This window comes from Streptomyces sp. NPDC012794 (genome assembly GCF_042901085.1).
Classification (GTDB): Bacteria; Actinomycetota; Actinomycetes; order Streptomycetales; family Streptomycetaceae; genus Streptomyces.
The window spans coordinates 299,475-315,121 of record NZ_JBIBCI010000008.1 but is presented as its reverse complement, the minus strand read 5'-3'; the positions used below and the strand labels follow the sequence as shown (position 1 = coordinate 315,121).

The 15,647-nt window shown below is 72.7% G+C and carries 16 protein-coding genes; 8 read left to right on the top strand and 8 right to left on the bottom strand.

All coding sequences use genetic code 11. The annotated features are described in order from the left end of the window. Positions 1–37: 37 nt before the first annotated feature. A complete protein-coding gene (locus tag ACFY7H_RS18105; protein ID WP_388939136.1) occupies positions 38–376 on the bottom strand; it encodes a winged helix-turn-helix transcriptional regulator in 339 nt (112 codons plus the stop codon). A gap of 98 nt (positions 377–474) precedes the next feature. Here ACFY7H_RS18105 and ACFY7H_RS18100 point away from each other — a divergent pair, with 98 nt between their 5' ends. Further along, on the top strand, positions 475–1,368 hold the full coding sequence (locus tag ACFY7H_RS18100; protein WP_388939107.1) for an NAD(P)-dependent oxidoreductase: 894 nt from the start codon (positions 475–477) through the stop codon (positions 1,366–1,368). A gap of 42 nt (positions 1,369–1,410) precedes the next feature. Here ACFY7H_RS18100 and ACFY7H_RS18095 read toward each other — a convergent pair whose 3' ends face one another. From ACFY7H_RS18095 to ACFY7H_RS18085, 3 genes are all read right to left on the bottom strand, one after another. Continuing rightward, positions 1,411–2,358, bottom strand: coding sequence for an EI24 domain-containing protein (locus tag ACFY7H_RS18095; RefSeq protein WP_388939106.1), 948 nt, complete (start codon positions 2,356–2,358; stop codon positions 1,411–1,413). A 76-nt stretch (positions 2,359–2,434) separates the two neighbouring features. After that, positions 2,435–2,860, bottom strand: a complete 426-nt coding sequence (locus ACFY7H_RS18090) for an organic hydroperoxide resistance protein (protein WP_388939105.1) — start codon at positions 2,858–2,860, stop codon at positions 2,435–2,437. 65 nt (positions 2,861–2,925) lie between these two features. After that, positions 2,926–3,948: an NADP-dependent oxidoreductase gene (locus ACFY7H_RS18085; protein WP_388939104.1), complete on the bottom strand. Its 1,023-nt coding sequence runs from the start codon at positions 3,946–3,948 to the stop codon at positions 2,926–2,928. Between the two features lie 95 nt (positions 3,949–4,043). Here ACFY7H_RS18085 and ACFY7H_RS18080 point away from each other — a divergent pair, with 95 nt between their 5' ends. Next, positions 4,044–4,466: a MarR family winged helix-turn-helix transcriptional regulator gene (locus ACFY7H_RS18080; RefSeq protein WP_388939103.1), complete on the top strand. Its 423-nt coding sequence runs from the start codon at positions 4,044–4,046 to the stop codon at positions 4,464–4,466. A 90-nt stretch (positions 4,467–4,556) separates the two neighbouring features. Here the strand turns inward: ACFY7H_RS18080 and ACFY7H_RS18075 are convergent, their stop codons facing one another. Beyond that, positions 4,557–5,249: a hypothetical protein gene (locus tag ACFY7H_RS18075; RefSeq protein WP_388939102.1), complete on the bottom strand. Its 693-nt coding sequence runs from the start codon at positions 5,247–5,249 to the stop codon at positions 4,557–4,559. Between the two features lie 78 nt (positions 5,250–5,327). Between ACFY7H_RS18075 and ACFY7H_RS18070 the strand changes: the two genes are divergently transcribed. After that, the gene (locus ACFY7H_RS18070; protein ID WP_388939101.1) at positions 5,328–5,906 is read left to right on the top strand and encodes a hypothetical protein; all 579 of its coding nucleotides are present in this window, start codon (positions 5,328–5,330) and stop codon (positions 5,904–5,906) included. 12 nt (positions 5,907–5,918) lie between these two features. On the opposite strand, the gene ACFY7H_RS18065 is transcribed toward ACFY7H_RS18070, so the two are convergent. Further along, on the bottom strand, positions 5,919–6,620 hold the full coding sequence (locus ACFY7H_RS18065) for an esterase/lipase family protein (protein WP_388939100.1): 702 nt from the start codon (positions 6,618–6,620) through the stop codon (positions 5,919–5,921). A gap of 225 nt (positions 6,621–6,845) precedes the next feature. Here ACFY7H_RS18065 and ACFY7H_RS18060 point away from each other — a divergent pair, with 225 nt between their 5' ends. Both ACFY7H_RS18060 and ACFY7H_RS18055 read left to right on the top strand, forming a co-directional pair. Continuing rightward, on the top strand, positions 6,846–7,883 hold the full coding sequence (locus ACFY7H_RS18060) for a rod shape-determining protein (RefSeq protein ID WP_388939099.1): 1,038 nt from the start codon (positions 6,846–6,848) through the stop codon (positions 7,881–7,883). Then, complete coding sequence (locus ACFY7H_RS18055) at positions 7,880–9,490, top strand: GAF domain-containing protein (RefSeq protein ID WP_388939098.1); 1,611 nt, start codon at positions 7,880–7,882, stop codon at positions 9,488–9,490. The genes ACFY7H_RS18060 and ACFY7H_RS18055 overlap by 4 nt, the downstream gene beginning before the upstream one ends. 463 nt (positions 9,491–9,953) lie before the next feature. On the opposite strand, the gene ACFY7H_RS18050 is transcribed toward ACFY7H_RS18055, so the two are convergent. Next, positions 9,954–10,208 (bottom strand): hypothetical protein, encoded by a 255-nt coding sequence (locus ACFY7H_RS18050; protein ID WP_388939097.1) that lies wholly within the window; start codon positions 10,206–10,208, stop codon positions 9,954–9,956. 288 nt (positions 10,209–10,496) lie between these two features. On the opposite strand from ACFY7H_RS18050, the gene ACFY7H_RS18045 reads away from it, so the two are divergent. The 3 genes from ACFY7H_RS18045 (at position 10,497) to ACFY7H_RS18035 (ending at position 14,220) form a co-directional block, all read left to right on the top strand. Beyond that, complete coding sequence (locus ACFY7H_RS18045) at positions 10,497–11,747, top strand: hypothetical protein (RefSeq protein ID WP_388939096.1); 1,251 nt, start codon at positions 10,497–10,499, stop codon at positions 11,745–11,747. A gap of 10 nt (positions 11,748–11,757) precedes the next feature. Further along, positions 11,758–12,360 (top strand): GNAT family N-acetyltransferase, encoded by a 603-nt coding sequence (locus ACFY7H_RS18040; RefSeq protein ID WP_388939095.1) that lies wholly within the window; start codon positions 11,758–11,760, stop codon positions 12,358–12,360. Between the two features lie 516 nt (positions 12,361–12,876). Then, positions 12,877–14,220 (top strand): carboxyl transferase domain-containing protein, encoded by a 1,344-nt coding sequence (locus ACFY7H_RS18035; protein WP_388939094.1) that lies wholly within the window; start codon positions 12,877–12,879, stop codon positions 14,218–14,220. Between the two features lie 75 nt (positions 14,221–14,295). Here the strand turns inward: ACFY7H_RS18035 and ACFY7H_RS18030 are convergent, their stop codons facing one another. Then, complete coding sequence (locus ACFY7H_RS18030) at positions 14,296–15,555, bottom strand: MFS transporter (protein WP_388939092.1); 1,260 nt, start codon at positions 15,553–15,555, stop codon at positions 14,296–14,298. Between the last annotated feature and the right edge of the window lie 92 nt (positions 15,556–15,647).

Genomic DNA, 15,647 nt, shown 5'->3' with positions numbered 1-15,647 from the left:
CCGGCCCGGCGGTCTCCCGCACGCGCAGCCCCCGGGCTCAGGCGGAGTCCGGGAGGAGGTGCTTGGCGCCCCACTCCCCCAGGGCCTCCAGGGCCCCGTTCAGCTCCTCGCCGAGCGGGGTCAGGGAGTACTCGACGCGCGGCGGGACCTCGTCGTACACCTCCCTGCGGACGATGCCGTCGGTCTCCAGCTCGCGCAGCTGCGCCGCGAGCACCTTCTCCGACACCCCCGGGACGAGCCGCCTCAGCTCGCCGAAGCGGCGCCGCGGGCAACGCTCCAGCTCCCACAGGAGCGAGACCTTCCACTTGCCCTCGATCACCGACATCGCCGCGGCGATCCCGCAGTGGTCCGCCCCGGGCCGTCCTGTAACCGCCATCACGTACTCCCCTCCCACCTGCTCGCTCACCTCGGGGTAACCACCCACTCCGAAGTGCGTACTTGAGCGCGTCACCGCCTGCCACCAGGCTAAACGGCATGACCGACACACACGTGACGAAGCGTCCGCTCACCCTGCTCGGACTCGGCGACATGGGCACCGCCCTCGCCCGCACCTGGCTCGCCGCCGGGCACCCGCTGACCGTCTGGAACCGCACCGCCGCCAAGGCCGCCGCCCTGGCCCCCGAGGGCGCGGCAGTCGCCGGGAGCCCGGCCGCGGCCGTCGCCGCGAACACCCTCATCGTGCTCTGCCTGCTGGACGACGCCAGCATCGAATCCACCCTGGACGGCGTCGACCTGGCCGGCAAGGACCTGGTCAACCTCACCACCGGCACCCCCGCCGAGGGCCGGGCGCGGGCCGCCTGGGCCCAGGAGCGCGGCGCCCGCTTCGTGGACGCCGGGATCATGGCGACGCCGGACATGATCGGCGCCCCCGGTTCCGGTGGGTACGTCCTCTACAGCGGCTCCCGCGCCCTCTTCGACACCCACCGGGCCGCCCTGGAGGTCCCGGCCGTCGCCCGCTTCGTCGGCGAGGACCCGGGCCACGCGGCGCTGCACGACGTGGCGCTGCTCAGCGCGATGTACGGCATGTTCGCGGGGATCTCGCATGCCTACGCCCTGATCGAGGGCGAAGACATCGCCCCCAAGGACCTGGCGCCGCTGCTGTCCGAGTGGCTGGGCGCGATGGGCTTCTTCGTCGGCAACGCCGCCGAGCGGCTGACCTCGCGGGACTTCACCAGCGGGGTGGTGTCCGGGCTGGCCATGCAGGTCGCCGCCAGCGGGACGCTGCTGCGCACCGCCGCCGACCAGGGGGTCAGCGCCGAGCTGATCAGCCCGTACCTGGACCTGATGCGCGAGCGCCTGGACGCCGACCCCGCGGCCCACGGCGGCGAGGACACCGTCGCGGCGCTCACCCTGCTGCGGCGGCGGTAGCCACGCGTCGGACCGGCGGCGGCGCGCGGGGTCCGGGCCAGGTCAGCCCTGGGCGTAGGGGTTCGGGGTCTGGCCGTAGGGGTTCGGAGCCCCGCCGGGGGACTGGCCCGGACCCTGGCCGTACGGCCCCGGGCCGTACGGACCCTGACCGTGGGACTGGCCGTACGGGCCCTGCGCCCCCGGGCCCGTGCCGGGCCCCGGGCCGCCGTCACCCTCCTCCCCGTCCTCGGCGGAAGCGGCAGAATCGGCGGAGTCGGCGCCCACCAGCTCCCGCGCCATCAGGGTCGCCCCCGCCACCGCGCCCGGCATCAGGAAGACCGCGACGAACGGGATCAGGAACGCCAGCACCAGCGGCACGCCGAAGCCCAGGGCCTGCGCCCGCCGCCCGCGCAGCAGGACCAGCTGCTCGGCCAGGTCCACCCGGCGCCGCTGGAGGGCGACGGAGGTGAGCTCCTGGGTGAGGAAGAAGCCGGAGACGCAGAACCCGATCACCGGCACCACGGTCTGCCCGATGACGGGGATGAACCCGAGGGCGAAGAGCAGGATCCCGTACAGCACCACCCGTACCAGCAGCCGCACGCTGTCCCGGGCGGAGATCCACAGGTCCTCCCAGAACGAGCGCCCCGATTCGGGGACCTCCCCGCCCTCGGTCCGGTCGACCTGCTCGGAGAGGGACTCGTAGAAGGGCTGCCCGACCAGCAGGGTCACGGCGGTGAAGGTGATCACCGAGAGGAAGAGCCCGAGGGAGAGGGTCAAGGCGGTCAGGAAGCCGCGGAACAGGCCCAGCCAGGGCGAGGACCAGTCCGAGGCGAAGGGCGTGGCCCACTCGACGAAGTCGTCGGCGCCGTAGAGGAGGCCGGCGAGCGCGGCCGCGTACAGCGCCAGCGCGACGAGGCCCGGCAGCAGGCCGAAGCCCAGCCAGCGGCCGTTCCGGAACACCCATCTCTGTCCGGCCATCAAGTACCGGAAACCCCCCGCAAGATCACGCATGGGGCCAGTTTATGGGGCCGGGTACGGCGAAGGCCGCACCCCGGGGGGTACGGCCTTCACCAGGCGTGCGACGCGGTCAGGCGACGTTCAGCTCGACCGTGATGTTGCCGCGGGTGGCCTTGGAGTACGGGCAGATCTGGTCGGCCTTCTCGACCAGGTCCTTGGCGGTCGCGGCGTCCACGGTCGGGATCGAGGCCGTGAGCTTGACGATGATGCCGAAGCCGTCGTCGTTCTTGCCGATGCCGACCTCGGCGGTCACGGTGGAGCCGGTGACGTCGAGGTTCTCGTTGCGCGCGGCGACGCTGAGGGCACCCTGGAAGCAGGCGCTGTAGCCGGCGGCGAACAGCTGCTCCGGGTTGGTGCCGGCGCCGCTGCCGCCGAGCTCCTTCGGCGGGTTCACGACGATGTCGAGCTGGCCGTCGTTGGTGGCGACGCGGCCGTCACGGCCGTTCTCGGCGGTGGCGACGGCCGTGTACGCGACGTCGGTCTGCGTGATGGACATGAAGAACTTCCTCCAGATGAATCGCCGCGATGCGCGCCCACGATCGCGACGGTCGTGGAGTGAGCCTAACCGGTGAAAGAAACGATCATCTTGCCGGTGTTCTCTCCGCGCAGCATTCCGAGGAAGGCGTCGGTGGCGTTCTCGACGCCCTCGACGACCGTCTCGTCGTAGCGGAGCTCCCCGGAGGCCAGCCAGCCGGCCACGTCCTTGACGAACTGCTGCTGCAGTCCGTAGTGGTCGCCGACGAGGATGCCCTGGAGGCGCAGCCGCTTGCCGATGACCATCATGAGATTGCGCGGGCCGGGGGCGGCCTCGGTGTCGTTGTAGCCCGCGATGGCGCCGCAGAGGGTGGCGCGGCCGTGGACGTTCATGCTGGTCACGGCGGCCTCGAGGTGGTCGCCGCCGACGTTGTCGAAGTAGACGTCGATGCCGTCGGGGGCGGCCGCGGGCAGCTGCTCGGCGACGGGGGCGTTCTTGTAGTTGAAGGCGGCGTCGAAGCCGTACTTCTGCGTGAGCAGCGTCACCTTCTCGTCCGAGCCGGCGGAGCCGATCACCCGGGAGGCGCCCTTGATCCGCGCGAACTGGCCGACGAGACTGCCGACCGCGCCCGCCGCGCCGGAGACGAAGACGGAGTCGCCCTCCTTGAAGGAGGCGACCTCGAAGAGGCCCGCGTAGGCGGTCAGGCCCGGCATGCCGAGGACGCCGAGGTAGGCCGAGAGCGGGGCGAGCGAGGCGTCGACCTTGACGGCCTGCCCGGCGTCCACCTCGGCGTACTCGCGCCAGCCCAGCATGTGCAGGACGTGGTCGCCGGCCTGGAAGCCCTCGGCGTTGGAGGCGACGACCTCGCCGACGGCGCCGCCCTGCATCGGCTCGTCGAGCCGGAAGGGCGCGATGTAGGACTTCGCGTCGTTCATCCGGCCGCGCATGTAGGGGTCCACGGACATGTGCAGGTTGCGGACCAGGATCCGGCCGGGGGCGGGCTCGGCGGAGACGGGCACCTCGCGCAGGGCGAAGTCCTCGGCCACGGGCCAGCCCTGCGGGCGGCGGACGAGGTGCCACTCGCGGCTGACGGCGGGGATCTGAGACATGAGGGACTCCAGGGGAACGAAGTTTTACTTCAGAACGTGAAACAACCATGCGCCTGGATATTTCACGTTGTCAAGTAAACGGGTACGCTGGAGCCATGCCCAGTCGTCGCGCAGACCCAGTGACCATCGAGGTCGTCGAGCTCATCGGCGATGTCGTGGCCCGCTACCACATGGAGTACGAGGAGGCGGCCGCCCGCCACCAGCTCACCGGCGCCCAGGCCAAGGTGCTGAACCTGCTCGCGATGGAGCCGCTGCCCATGCGGCACATCGCGCAGAAGCTGCGCTGCGAGCCCTCGAACGTGACCGGCATCATCGACCGCCTGGAGACCCGTGGCCTGGTCGAACGCCGCCCGGACCCGGCCGACCGCCGGGTGAAGCTGGCTGCGCCCACCGAAGAGGGCACCGCGACCGCCGAGCGGCTGCGCGAGTCGCTGGACTTCGCGCGCGAACCGCTGGCCGGGCTCTCGGCGGAGGAGCGTACGGCGCTGCGGGACCTGCTCAGGCGGATGCTGGGCTGAGCGGCGCGGGGATGCCGCACCGGCCGGGGGTTCGGCACGGATCGGAGCCGCCCTGCGCACCGGAAGTGCCGTACCGGCCGTGAGGCCCGGTCAGCAGAAGATCCAGAACACGCAGGTCTCGGTCGGCTTCGGCTTCGGCTTGCCCGTCGTGCCCGTCGGGCTCGGCCGGGTGGGCTGCGCCGTGCCGGTGGGGCCCGGCTCGGGCTGTCCCGGCTGTGTCGGCTTTACGGATGCCCCGCTGCTGGAACCTTTCTGCGAGGGCGTCGCCGCCGAGGCGGAGGCGCTCGCGCTCCCCGACGGCTGCGCCGAGGCGCTCGGGCTTCCGCTGGGCCGGGCCGCCTTCGCCGCCCCGCCGGAGCCCTTCGGCAGGACCGAGGGCACGGCCGGCCCCTCCCCGCTGGGCAGCGGGTCCGGCTGCTTCGGCCCGTCGTCGGTCAGCACCACCTTGTCCGCCCGGTCGGTGCCCTCGCCGTCGGCCACGATCCGGGCCACGGCGATCGAGCCCCCGGTCGCCAGCACCAGACCCAGCCCGAGCGCGAGCACGCCCCGGCCCCGTCTGCGGCGGGTGGCGGCGCGCTTGCGGGTGCCGGCGCGGCCCTCGTGGGGGCCCGACAGCACGACGAGCGAATCGGCGAACACCTCGGCCAGCGCGGGCTGCGGCTCGGGGCCCGGGGACGGCACACTCGGCGCGGCGACCACCAGGTGCTCGGCCGGGGTTCCGCACCCGGCGCAGGCGAGCGCGCCGTTGAGGTGCCTCTGACAGGCGGGGCAGAAGTAGTTCATGGCGACCGCAGGCTATGCGGTCCCCGGCAACATAAGCATTCCGGGAACGTAAGGATCCTGTGTGGAATCGTTACTTCCATGACAGCGAACCCGACTCCGGGGCGTCCGGGAGCCTTCGGGCCGGCCGCCTTCCAGCTGGTGCTGCTGCGCAGGATGGCGGACTTCCAGCCCGGCCTGGCCGAGGAGGCCCGGCTGCGCCTCGGCGCCACCCTCGCGGAGCAGCGGGAGGCCAACCGGCGCTGGCAGGCGATGGTCCGCTCCCCCAGGTCCCGCGGGGCCCTGGCGCGTTACCGGTCGGTGCTCGGCCCGCCGGAGTCCGTGGAGCGGCGCACCATCGGGGACCTGGAGTGCGAGGCCCTGCTGTGGCCGGTGCCGCTGTGGCCGGAGCTGCGGTTCGAGGTGCTGGCCGCGCCGGACGGGGCGGTGTGGAACGAGTGGCTGGTCCGGGCCCCGGGCGCGCGGGGGCCCGTACTGGAGACGACCGGTGACCTGCGGCCCTGGTCGGCGACGGTGGACGAGGTCGCGCGGGCCTTCGCGCCGGCGCGGCCGATGGAGGGCACGGCGCCGACGCGCTGGCGGCTCGCGTTCACCGCGTCGGGCCGGCCGCTGGTGGCGGAGTTCACGTACGGGCTGCTCCAGCGGGTGCAGGAGGGGTAGGGCCGCCTCAGGTCAGCCCCGCAGGAAGGCGCGGACTCCGGCCGAGGTGGTGTCGTCGCCGAGCAGGTCGTTGTGTTCCAGGCAACCGACCGGCGTGTTGAGGGCCCCGGCGAGCGAGACGCTGCCGTCGGGGTTGACCACCTCGTCGCACTCCGACCAGAAGGTGGCGTACCTGACCGCGCCCGGGGTCTCGTCACCGGTGGCGAGGTTCTTCACCACGTACGAGCCCGGGGTCATGTCGCGGCAGGCCTGGTCCCACAGGGCGCAGGCCCAGGCGGTGGACGTGCCGTGGTTGGGGCCCGCCAGGGAGACCCAGTGGTCCACGGCCGCGTCGCCGCCGCCGTACTTGACGTACCAGCGGCTGACGAGCGAGCCGAAGGAGTGCCCCACGAGGTCCACGCGGGCGGCGCCGGTCTGCCGGCGGACCTGGTCGACGTAGGCGGCGAGGCGTCCGGAGAGCACTTCGTTGACGGACTGGTGGGTGTCGTAGCCGAAGGAGAAGAGCTCCGAATCGGCGTACCCGTCGGCCCTGAGGTCCTCGCGCAGGGACCCCCAGACCCCCGGGTCGGCGTTGTAGCCGTGCACGAAGACCACCGGATTGCGGGCGGCGGCGTCCTCGGCCGCCCGGGGGGCGGCGGCCTGGGCCGGAAGGGGTGCCAGGAGGGCCAGGCAGAGGATCAGGAGCGCCAGGAGTCTCTGGCGGGGCGTCAGCATCGGGTCTCCTTTACCTTGTTACGCACGGGTAGCGCGGATGGTGCGCGCATGCTGCTGCCTGTCGGTACAGAAATCCACCCCCGTGCAGCACCCCTCACCCGTACGCCACGACCCCACCCGGACCAGCCCAGCGGGCGCTATGACCCTTTTATCCGAGAAGATGTGAAATGCGATCGGCGGTAGCCGGTCTCTCATCCTTCGTCCGCGCTCTCGGGAGGATCTGCCGTGACCGTCAGTCTTGAGCAGTTGCGCCGCTGCCACGTCGCCGTCGACCTGGGAGCCGCGAGGACCCGCGTCTACGTCAAGGGACCGGGGCTGGTCGTCGACGAGCCCAGCGTCGCCGCCGTCAACACCCGCACCGGCGCCCTCATCGCCGTCGGCACCTTCGCCGAGCGGATGACCGGCCGCACACCCGACTACATCCGCGTCGTGCGCCCCGTCTCCGGAGGCACCGTCGTCGACATCGAGATGGCCCAGCGGATGCTGCGTCACCTCCTCGGCGAGAAACTGCGCCGCGCCCTGCGCCGCAAGCCCCGACTGCGCGCCGCCTGCTGCACCCCGCACGACGCCGACCCGCTCGCCCAGCGGGCGGCCGTGGAGACCATGGTCGGACTCGGCGCCCGGCGCGTCGAACTCGTCGACACCCTGATCGCGGCCGCCGTCGGCTGCGGCCTGCCCGTGGAACAGCCGACCGCGACCATGATCATGGTGTGCGGTGCGGCGGCCACCCAGATCGCGGTGCTCTCCCTCGGCTCGATCGTCACCGCCCAGCGGATCCCCGTCGGCGGCGAGGCCATCGACCACGCGGTGGTCCAGCACCTGCGCCACGCCCACGAACTGATGCTGCCGAGCCAGGCCGTACGCCCCCTCCAGCTGGCCCTGCACGGCAACGGCATCACCCCCGACGGCCCGGCCTCCACCCTGATCCACGGCCGGGACGTGGCCACCGGACTCGCCCGCTCCGTCCACGTGGACACCGCCGCCGTGCGGGACGCCATCCACACCCCGCTGACGGCCGTCCTCGACGGCATTGGCAAGGTGCTGCGGGACTGCCCGCCCGACCTGGTCGCGGACCTGACGGACCGGGGGATCATGATGGTGGGCGGCAGCGCCCTGCTGCCGGGCCTGGACCAGATGCTGCGGGACTCCACCGGAATGCCCGTGGCCATCGCCGAACGGCCCGACGTGTGCGCCGTGCTGGGACTCGGCGCGATGCTGGAAGGAAAAATCGCCCCCATGGTCCTCAACCCGCTGGCCGGATGACCCTGGACGGACCCGCCGGCGCCGCCGGGACCGGCGGGGCCGGTGTGCCGTCGAGCCTCCCGGCGCTGCTGGAGGCGGTCCTCAGCGTCGGCTCCGAACTGGAGCTGCACACCACCCTCCAGCACGTCGTGGACTCCGCCACCGACCTGTGCGGGGCGCGGTACGGAGCGCTCGGCGTCGTCGACCCCGAGCGCGTCCGGCTGACCCAGCTGTTCACCTCCGGCATGACCGACGCCGAACGCGCCACGATCCCCCGGCTGCCGGACGGCCGCACCGGCGTCCTCGGCGCGCTGATCACCGAGCCCCGGCCCCTGCTGCTGGACGACCTGACGAGGGACCCCCGCGCGGCGGGCTTCCCGCCCGGCCACCCGCCCATGCGCAGCTTCCTGGGCGTGCCGATCCGGGTGCACACCGAGGTCTTCGGCAACCTCTACCTCACCGAGAAGCGCGGCGGCGGCCCCTTCACGGACGAGGACCTCGCGCTGATGCGCGTCCTGGCCTCGCAGGCCGGCATAGCGATCGGCAACGCCCGGCTGTACGAGACCGCGCGCCGGCGCGAACGCTGGATCGAGGGCGCGGCCGCCGTCACCACCACCCTGCTGGCGGGACGCCCGGCGGCGGACGCCCTGATGTGCGTGGCCGAACGCGCCCGGCTACTGGCGGACGCGGCGGCCGGTGTGGTGCTCCAGCCGACGCCGGAGGGCGGCATGGAAATCGTGGCCGCCTCGACGCACGGGGACCCCGGCGACCTGGTCGGCACCGCCATCGCCCCCGGTTCGCCCGTACTGGAGCAACTCCTCGGCGGTGAGCCCGTCTTCATAGAGGACTCCGCGACCGATCCCCGGATGACCACCCACGTACGCGAGCGCTTCGGGCCGAGCATGATGCTGCCGCTGCAGAGCGGCGGGCAGCTGATCGGAACCCTCGCCCTGCCCAGGGCCCGGGGCGGGCAGCCGTACGACGCGGTGGACCGGCTGCTGGCCTCGCAGTTCGCCTCGCAGGCCGCACTGGCCCTGGTCCTGGCGGACGCGCAGCACGACCGGGAGCAGCTGGCCGTGTACGAGGACCGCGACCGGATCGCGCGCGACCTGCACGACCTGGTAGTGCAGCGGCTGTTCGCCACGGAGATGATGTTGGAGAGCACGCGGCGGCGGTCGGCCAACGCGGCGACGGGCGAAGAGGGCGGCGACGGAGGGGGCGGCGACGAAGTCGGCGAGGAGCTGGGCCGCGCCGTGGACGAGCTGGACTCCACCATCCAGGAGGTCCGCACGGCCATCTTCGCCCTCCAGCAACCCCCGACCGACGCCCCGACGACGTTCCGGGGGCGAGTGCTGCGCGAAACGGGCGGAGCCGCCGTGCTGCTGGGGTTCCAGCCGTCGGTGCACTTCGCGGGACCGGTGGACGCCCTCCTCCCGGACCCGGTGACCTCCGCGCTCCTGTCGACCCTGCGCGGCGCCCTGGCGGCGGCACACCGGCGCAGCGAGGTCACGTCGATCGAGGTCGAGATCGACGCGACCCCGTCCCGAGTCCGCCTGACGGTCTCCGACGACGGCCGCACGGAAGCGGGCACCGGGGGCACGACGGTGGTGTGGGAGGCGGGGCTGTAGGGAGATCCCCTCGGGCGGTCTTACAGCCGGTTTGGGGGTTTCCCGTCAGTCCCATCGTCCTTCCGCGTCGTGCCGGCCCGCCAAGGGCGCTCACTTCGTTCGCGTCGCTACGCGATGGCCTTCGGCCACCCTTGACCGACCAGCCCGCCCCGGAAAGCCGAAAGACTGCCGGGAACCCCCCAAAAGAACGGTCACGGGGCAGGAATGGGAGGGGCGGGCCCCTCACCGATGAGACGGGCGGCCGGGCCACGGCCTGCCGGGCATCCGGGCCCCCTCATCCCCCGTCCAGGACAGGGGCCCGGCTACCCGCACCACATGCTGATCAGAGCCCCCTGCGGAGCCCCCAAGCGCGACAGATCGCTACCCGCTCCTCCCGGCATGGCGTCCGACGCCCTTCCAGGGCCGATACCCGCACCACATGCCGAACCGGGCAGCGGAGGAAGCGGGTGGGCGCGTCAGATCGCTACACGCTCCTCTGGTCTCGGCGACTGACGGCCGCCTGGGGCTGGTCCGGGGCGGGTACGAGGTTGGCGACGGCGGTGGTGAACTCGCGGCCGGAGGCGTTGCGGATGTAGGCGAGCTCCATCCAGCGTTCGATGCCGGTGTCCGAGACGTTCTCGTTGATCACCGCCATCAGCACACCCTCGACGCCCGAGGCGATGTCGCGGACGCGACGGCGCAGGAGCCGGTGGGGCACGTACTCATAGCACTCATTCATCGGATGCTCCCTCGAAGGTGGCCAGGAAGCGCTCCCAGCCGGCACAAGCACGGTCGAGCAGCTCCTGACTCGGTACGGTTGCGGGCTCCGGCCGGGGCCACGGGGCGTCTTGGGCCGCTTCTTCGCGATGCACGCGCATTGGGTCCTCCTGTCCTCACGCGGAATGGCGTGAACCAAGTCCATCGCTCAGCGCGGTGAACCGGGCTCTGGGAGGGCGGACGTTCAGGCGGACGTTTTCGCTCCCTATCCTGGATGCGTCACGGACGATGTACGGATGGTGAGCAAGTGGTGGGGAAGAAGCTGGCCTCATTACGCCAGAGGGCGGGATACACGCAGGCGTCGTTCGTGGAGGCATTCGCGGCCGAGGCGGTGCGCCTTGGCGTTGCCGCTGCGGTGAGCGTGCGCCAGTTGCGGCGCTGGGAGAACGAGGCGCCGCCACCGCTGCCTCATCCGGGGCAGCAAGCCGTTTTGGAAGCGGTGTTCGGTGTCCCGCTCGCGGAGATGGGCTTCAAGGTCCCTCGTCATCGCGTGACTGTGGCAGAGCCGATCAGCGACTCTGGGAAGGTGAAGAGGAGGACCTTCGTCGCGGACGCCGGCGCCCTCGTAGCTGCGGCCCTCATTCCCGCCGCGCCAGGGCTGCGCGTGGGTACGGCCGAGCTCGGGCGTCTGCGGGAGCGACTCGAAGGGCTCTACCGGACGGACCACACCAAGGGAAGCGTGCCGGCGAGCGCACAGGCCGATCACATCGAGTCCGAGATCAGCAACGCCCTGCGCAAAGCGTCGTACACCTCCGCCGTGGGTCGTGAACTTCAGACGATGCTCGCCGAACTGCACGGCCACCGGGCGTGGTACGGCTACGACGGCGGCCGCATCTCCGAGGGCAGGTCCGCCTGCATGGAAGCCCTCACAGCAGCTCAGCTCGTCGACGATCCCCTCCTTCAGATCTCGGTGCTGGAGACGCTCGTCCTGCTGGCGATCAAGGCAGATCGAGCGTGGGAAGCCGCGAGCGCCGTCGAAACCGCCTACCGTCTGGCGACCCGTGCACGGGCCGGGGCGACGGTTCATCTGGTGATCGCACTTCGGAGCGCCAACGTGGCCATCCACTCCGGAGACCTGCCGAACGCACGCCGGGCCTTGAGCCGAGCCGTCCAGTTCCAGGGACGCACGGACCGTGACGAGGAAGTACCGGCCTGGGCCCGGTTCGTCGGCCCGTTCGAGGTCGACTACGCCACCGCCGACATGTACATGCGCGCCAACGAGCCCCAGAGGGCGGTTCCGTTCCTCCGGGCCGCCGTCGGCGGCATCGGAAGCGGATTGGCCCGGAACAGCGCCTCTTACCGCGTCAGGCTCGCCAATGCTCTGCTCGCCGCCGGCGAGGTCGAGGAGGCGTGCGCCGAGGTGGACGGCGTCATGGACGCCTGGGGTGGGATCGCCTCCCCACGTCTGCTGGGCAAGGTGTGTGAGTTCCTGCGCTCGGTGTCCGCGATCGATAGTCGGACCGCCCGCGACTGCGTCGCACGGATCCACGAAGCCATCTGAGAGGCCTGGGATGAGCCAGTCAGGACATGTCCGCATCGAGCGCCTCGACGGGCCTGCGGCGGCGGAGGCCGAGGAGGCCTTCCGAGTGGTCTACGCCGAAGCCTTCGCTCAACCGCCTTACTCGGAGACCGAGGCGGATGTGTCGTCCGCCTTCCGCCGCTTCCGTTCCCAGACCCGCAAGAGCGCCTTCATCGGAGCGCTGGCCACCACCCGAGACGGCGAACCGGTCGGCATGGCCTACGGCTATCCCCTCGGTCCCCAGACCGGCTGGTGGGACCAGCTCACTCAGCCCGTACCGGCGGACATGCGCCGCGAGGACGGCCACAGAACCTTCGGCCTGATGGAACTCGCCGTGCGCGCCCACTGGCGCAGACAGGGAATTGCCCACCGCTTGCACGACACTCTGATCGCCACCACCGACGCCGAACGCGTGCTGCTCAATGTTCACCCGGAGAGCAAAGCCGCCGTAGCCGCCTATCGGGCATGGGGCTACCGCAAAGTGGGTGACGCCCACCCGTGGCCCGGAGCACCCTCGCACGAAGTCATGCTGCTCGCCTTGGACCGCCGCACCGGCACGAACGAGCTGCGGACGCCTCCTCTGAGCAGCGTGTAGCGATCTGCCGCGCCCACCCGCTCCTCCGCTGCCCGGTTCGGCATGTGGTGCGGGTATCGGCCCTGGAAGGGCGTCGGACGCCATGCCGGGAGGAGTGGGTAGCGATCTGTCGCGCTTGGGGGCTCGGCAGGGGGCTCTGATCAACATGTGGTGCGGGTAGCCGGGCCCCTGTCCCGGACGGGGGATCAGGGGGCCCGGATGCCCGGCAGGCCGTGGCCCGGCCGCCCGTCTCATCGCTGAGGAGCCCGCCCCTCCCATTCCTACCCCGTGACCGTTCTTTTGGGGGGTTCCCGGCAGTCTTTCGGCTTTCCGGGGCGGGCTGGTCGGTCAAGGGTGGCCGAAGGCCATCGCGTAGCGACGCGAACGAAGTGAGCGCCCTTGGCGGGCCGGCACGACGCGGAAGGACGATGGGACTGACGGGAACCCCCCAAACCAGCCCTGGGACCGCCCCGCCGGGACACCGCCCACCGCCCCCAGTCCATGGCCTCGCGAGCGGGCTACGCCTAGGGTGGCTGCGTGACGATCCGCCTCTCGGCCCGTGCCGCCATCGCCGCCCTCACCGATCCCGGTACGTTCGCCGAACTCCCCGTCCCCCGCGCGGAGTCCCCCGACGACGGCCCCATCGGCTGGACCGGCTACGACGCCTCCCGGGCCCGTGCCACCGCGCGGACCGGCGAGCAGGAGTCCGTCGTCATCGGCACCGCCCTCATCGGCGGTCGTCCGGCGGCGGTCATCTCCTTCGAGTTCGGGTTCCTCGGCGGCTCCCTCGGGCAGCACACCGGAGACCGGCTCGAGGCCGCGTACCGGCACGCCCGGGAGCGGCGCCTGCCGCTGGTGTCCCTGATCGCCACCGGCGGGTCCCGGATGCAGGAGGGGATGCTGGCGCTGACCCAGCTCCAGCGGGTGGCGCGGCAGTGCGTGCTCACCCGGGCCGCCGGGCTGCCGCAGATCGCGGTGCTGCGCGACCCGACCACCGGCGGCGGGTGGGCCACCCTCGGGGCGGGGGCCGACGTGGTGCTGGCGCTGCCCGGGGCACAGGTCGGCTTCGCGGGGTCCCGGGTGCGGCCGGCGGACGCCGATCCGGCGGCCTACACCGCCGAGGGGCAGTACGCCGCCGGGCACGTCGACGCCGTCGTGCCCGCCGCGGAGCTCCCGGCGGCCGTCGCGGACTGGCTGCGGGTGCTGACCGCGCCGCGCCCGGACGGGGCGGTCGAGCCCCCGGCGGCGCTGGCCCGCGCGACGCCCCCGGAGACGGGCTGGGACGCCGTCCGGCAGGCGCGGCACCCGGACCGCCCGCGGGCGGAGGCGTACTTGCGGGCCTACTTCGAGCTGCGCCTGCCGCTGCGCGGCGACCGGGCCGGGGCCGCCGATCCCGGGATGCTGTGCGGGTTCGGGCTGCGCGGGGGGCGGGCCGTCGCGTACGCGGCCCAGTGCGGCACCGCCACCCGCCCGGCGGGCTACCGTACGGCGGCCCGGGTGATCCGCCTCGCGGACCGGCTGGGGATCCCGGTGCTCACCCTGGTGGACACCCCCGGCGCGGCCAACGACGCCGCCGCCGAACACGCCGGCGCCGGCCCGGCCATCGCCGACGCCTTCGCGGCGCTCGCGGAGGCCTCCGTACCGGTGACCACCCTGCTGATCGGGGAGGGCGGTTCGGGCGGGGCGCTCGCCCTGGCCGCGCCCGGGAACACCTGGGTCACCCCGGACAGCTACTTCTCGGTGATCGCCCCCGAACTGGCGGCGGCCATTCTGAAGCGCCCCGCGGAAGAGGCCCCCGCCACGGCGGACCAGCTGCGCATCCGGCCGCAGGACCTGGTCGCCCTGGGGGTGGCCCGAGGGATCGTCGCCCCCGCGAGCTGAGCCCGTCCCGCGAGCTGAGCCCGTCCCGAACGGCGCCCCGCGCCAACGGGGTTCCGGCGCGGAGGCGCGCGCCCGCTACGCCTGGGGCGAGCGCGCGTCGTAGCGGGCGAACGAGCGCCACCGCGCGGCGAGCCCGCACAGCACGAGCACGCACGCGACTCCTCCCCCCGTGACGGCCACCGTCGGCGAGGTCAGGTCGGCGACGGTTCCGGCGAGGAAGTCCCCCAGCCGGGGTCCGCCCGCGACGACCACGATGAACACGCCCTGGAGGCGCCCCCGCATCTCGTCCGGGGTGGCGGCCTGCATCATCGTGCTGCGGAACACCATCGAGACGGTGTCGGCGCAGCCGGCCGCCGCCAGGAAGACCAGTCCCAGCCAGAGGTTCCGCGTCAGGCCGAAGACGGAGATGGCCAGCCCCCATGCCCCGACGGACAGCAGGATCGCCAGCCCGTGGCGCCGGATCCGGCCCTGCCAGCCGGAGAACAGCCCGCCCAGCAGCGCGCCCACCGCGGGGGCGGCCACCAGCAGGCCGACCGTCTTGGCGTCGCCGCCGTACCAGAGCACGGCGACGGCCGGGAACAGTGCCCTCGGATGCGCCAGCACCATGGCGGCCAGGTCGGCGAAGAAGGTCATCCGGATGTTGGGGCGGGTCCCGAGGAAGCGCAGGCCGTCGAGGACGGAGGCCCGCCCGCCCTTGGTGCGGCCCTCCGGCAGCATCGAGGGCAGCCGCCACATGGCGTACAGGGCGGCCGCGAAGGTCACCGCGTCGACGAGGTAGGCCGCCTGGTAGCCCCACCAGCCGACGATCACGCCGCCCAGCACCGGCCCCAGCATCGTCCCGGAGGTCATGGTGACGGAGTTCAGGGCGTTGGCGGCGGGCAGCTGCTCGGGCGGCAGCAGCTTGGGGATCATGGCCGAGCGGGCGGGTCCGTTCAGCGCCCCGCAGACGGACTGGAGGGCGACGACGGTGTAGAGCAGCCAGACCCGGTGGTAGTCGAGCAGCGCCGCCGCGGCCAGGCCGAAGGACAGGACGGTGAGCCCGCTCTGGCTGTAGAGGCCGAGCTTGCGCCGGTCCACGGTGTCGGCGATGGCGCCGCCGTACAGGCCGAAAGCGACGAGCGGGACGAGCGAGAAGAGCCCGACCAGGCCGACGGAGAAGCTGGAGCCGGTGATCTCGTAGACCTGGAGCGAGATCGCGAGGGCGGTCATCGCCTGACCCATCCAGGAGATGGTGCCGCCCACCCATAGCCGCCGGTAGTGGGCGGAGGTGCGCAGCGGGGTCAGGTCGGCGAATACGCGTCGCGCGGGTCGGAGAGGGGAGGCGGTACCGGTCACACGGGATGGTAACCAGGCCGGTCTAGCGCCGCGCTGGAGCCCGGCGGCGGGCGGGCACCCACCGGCAACGCCCTCACCACGCGGACCCGGGG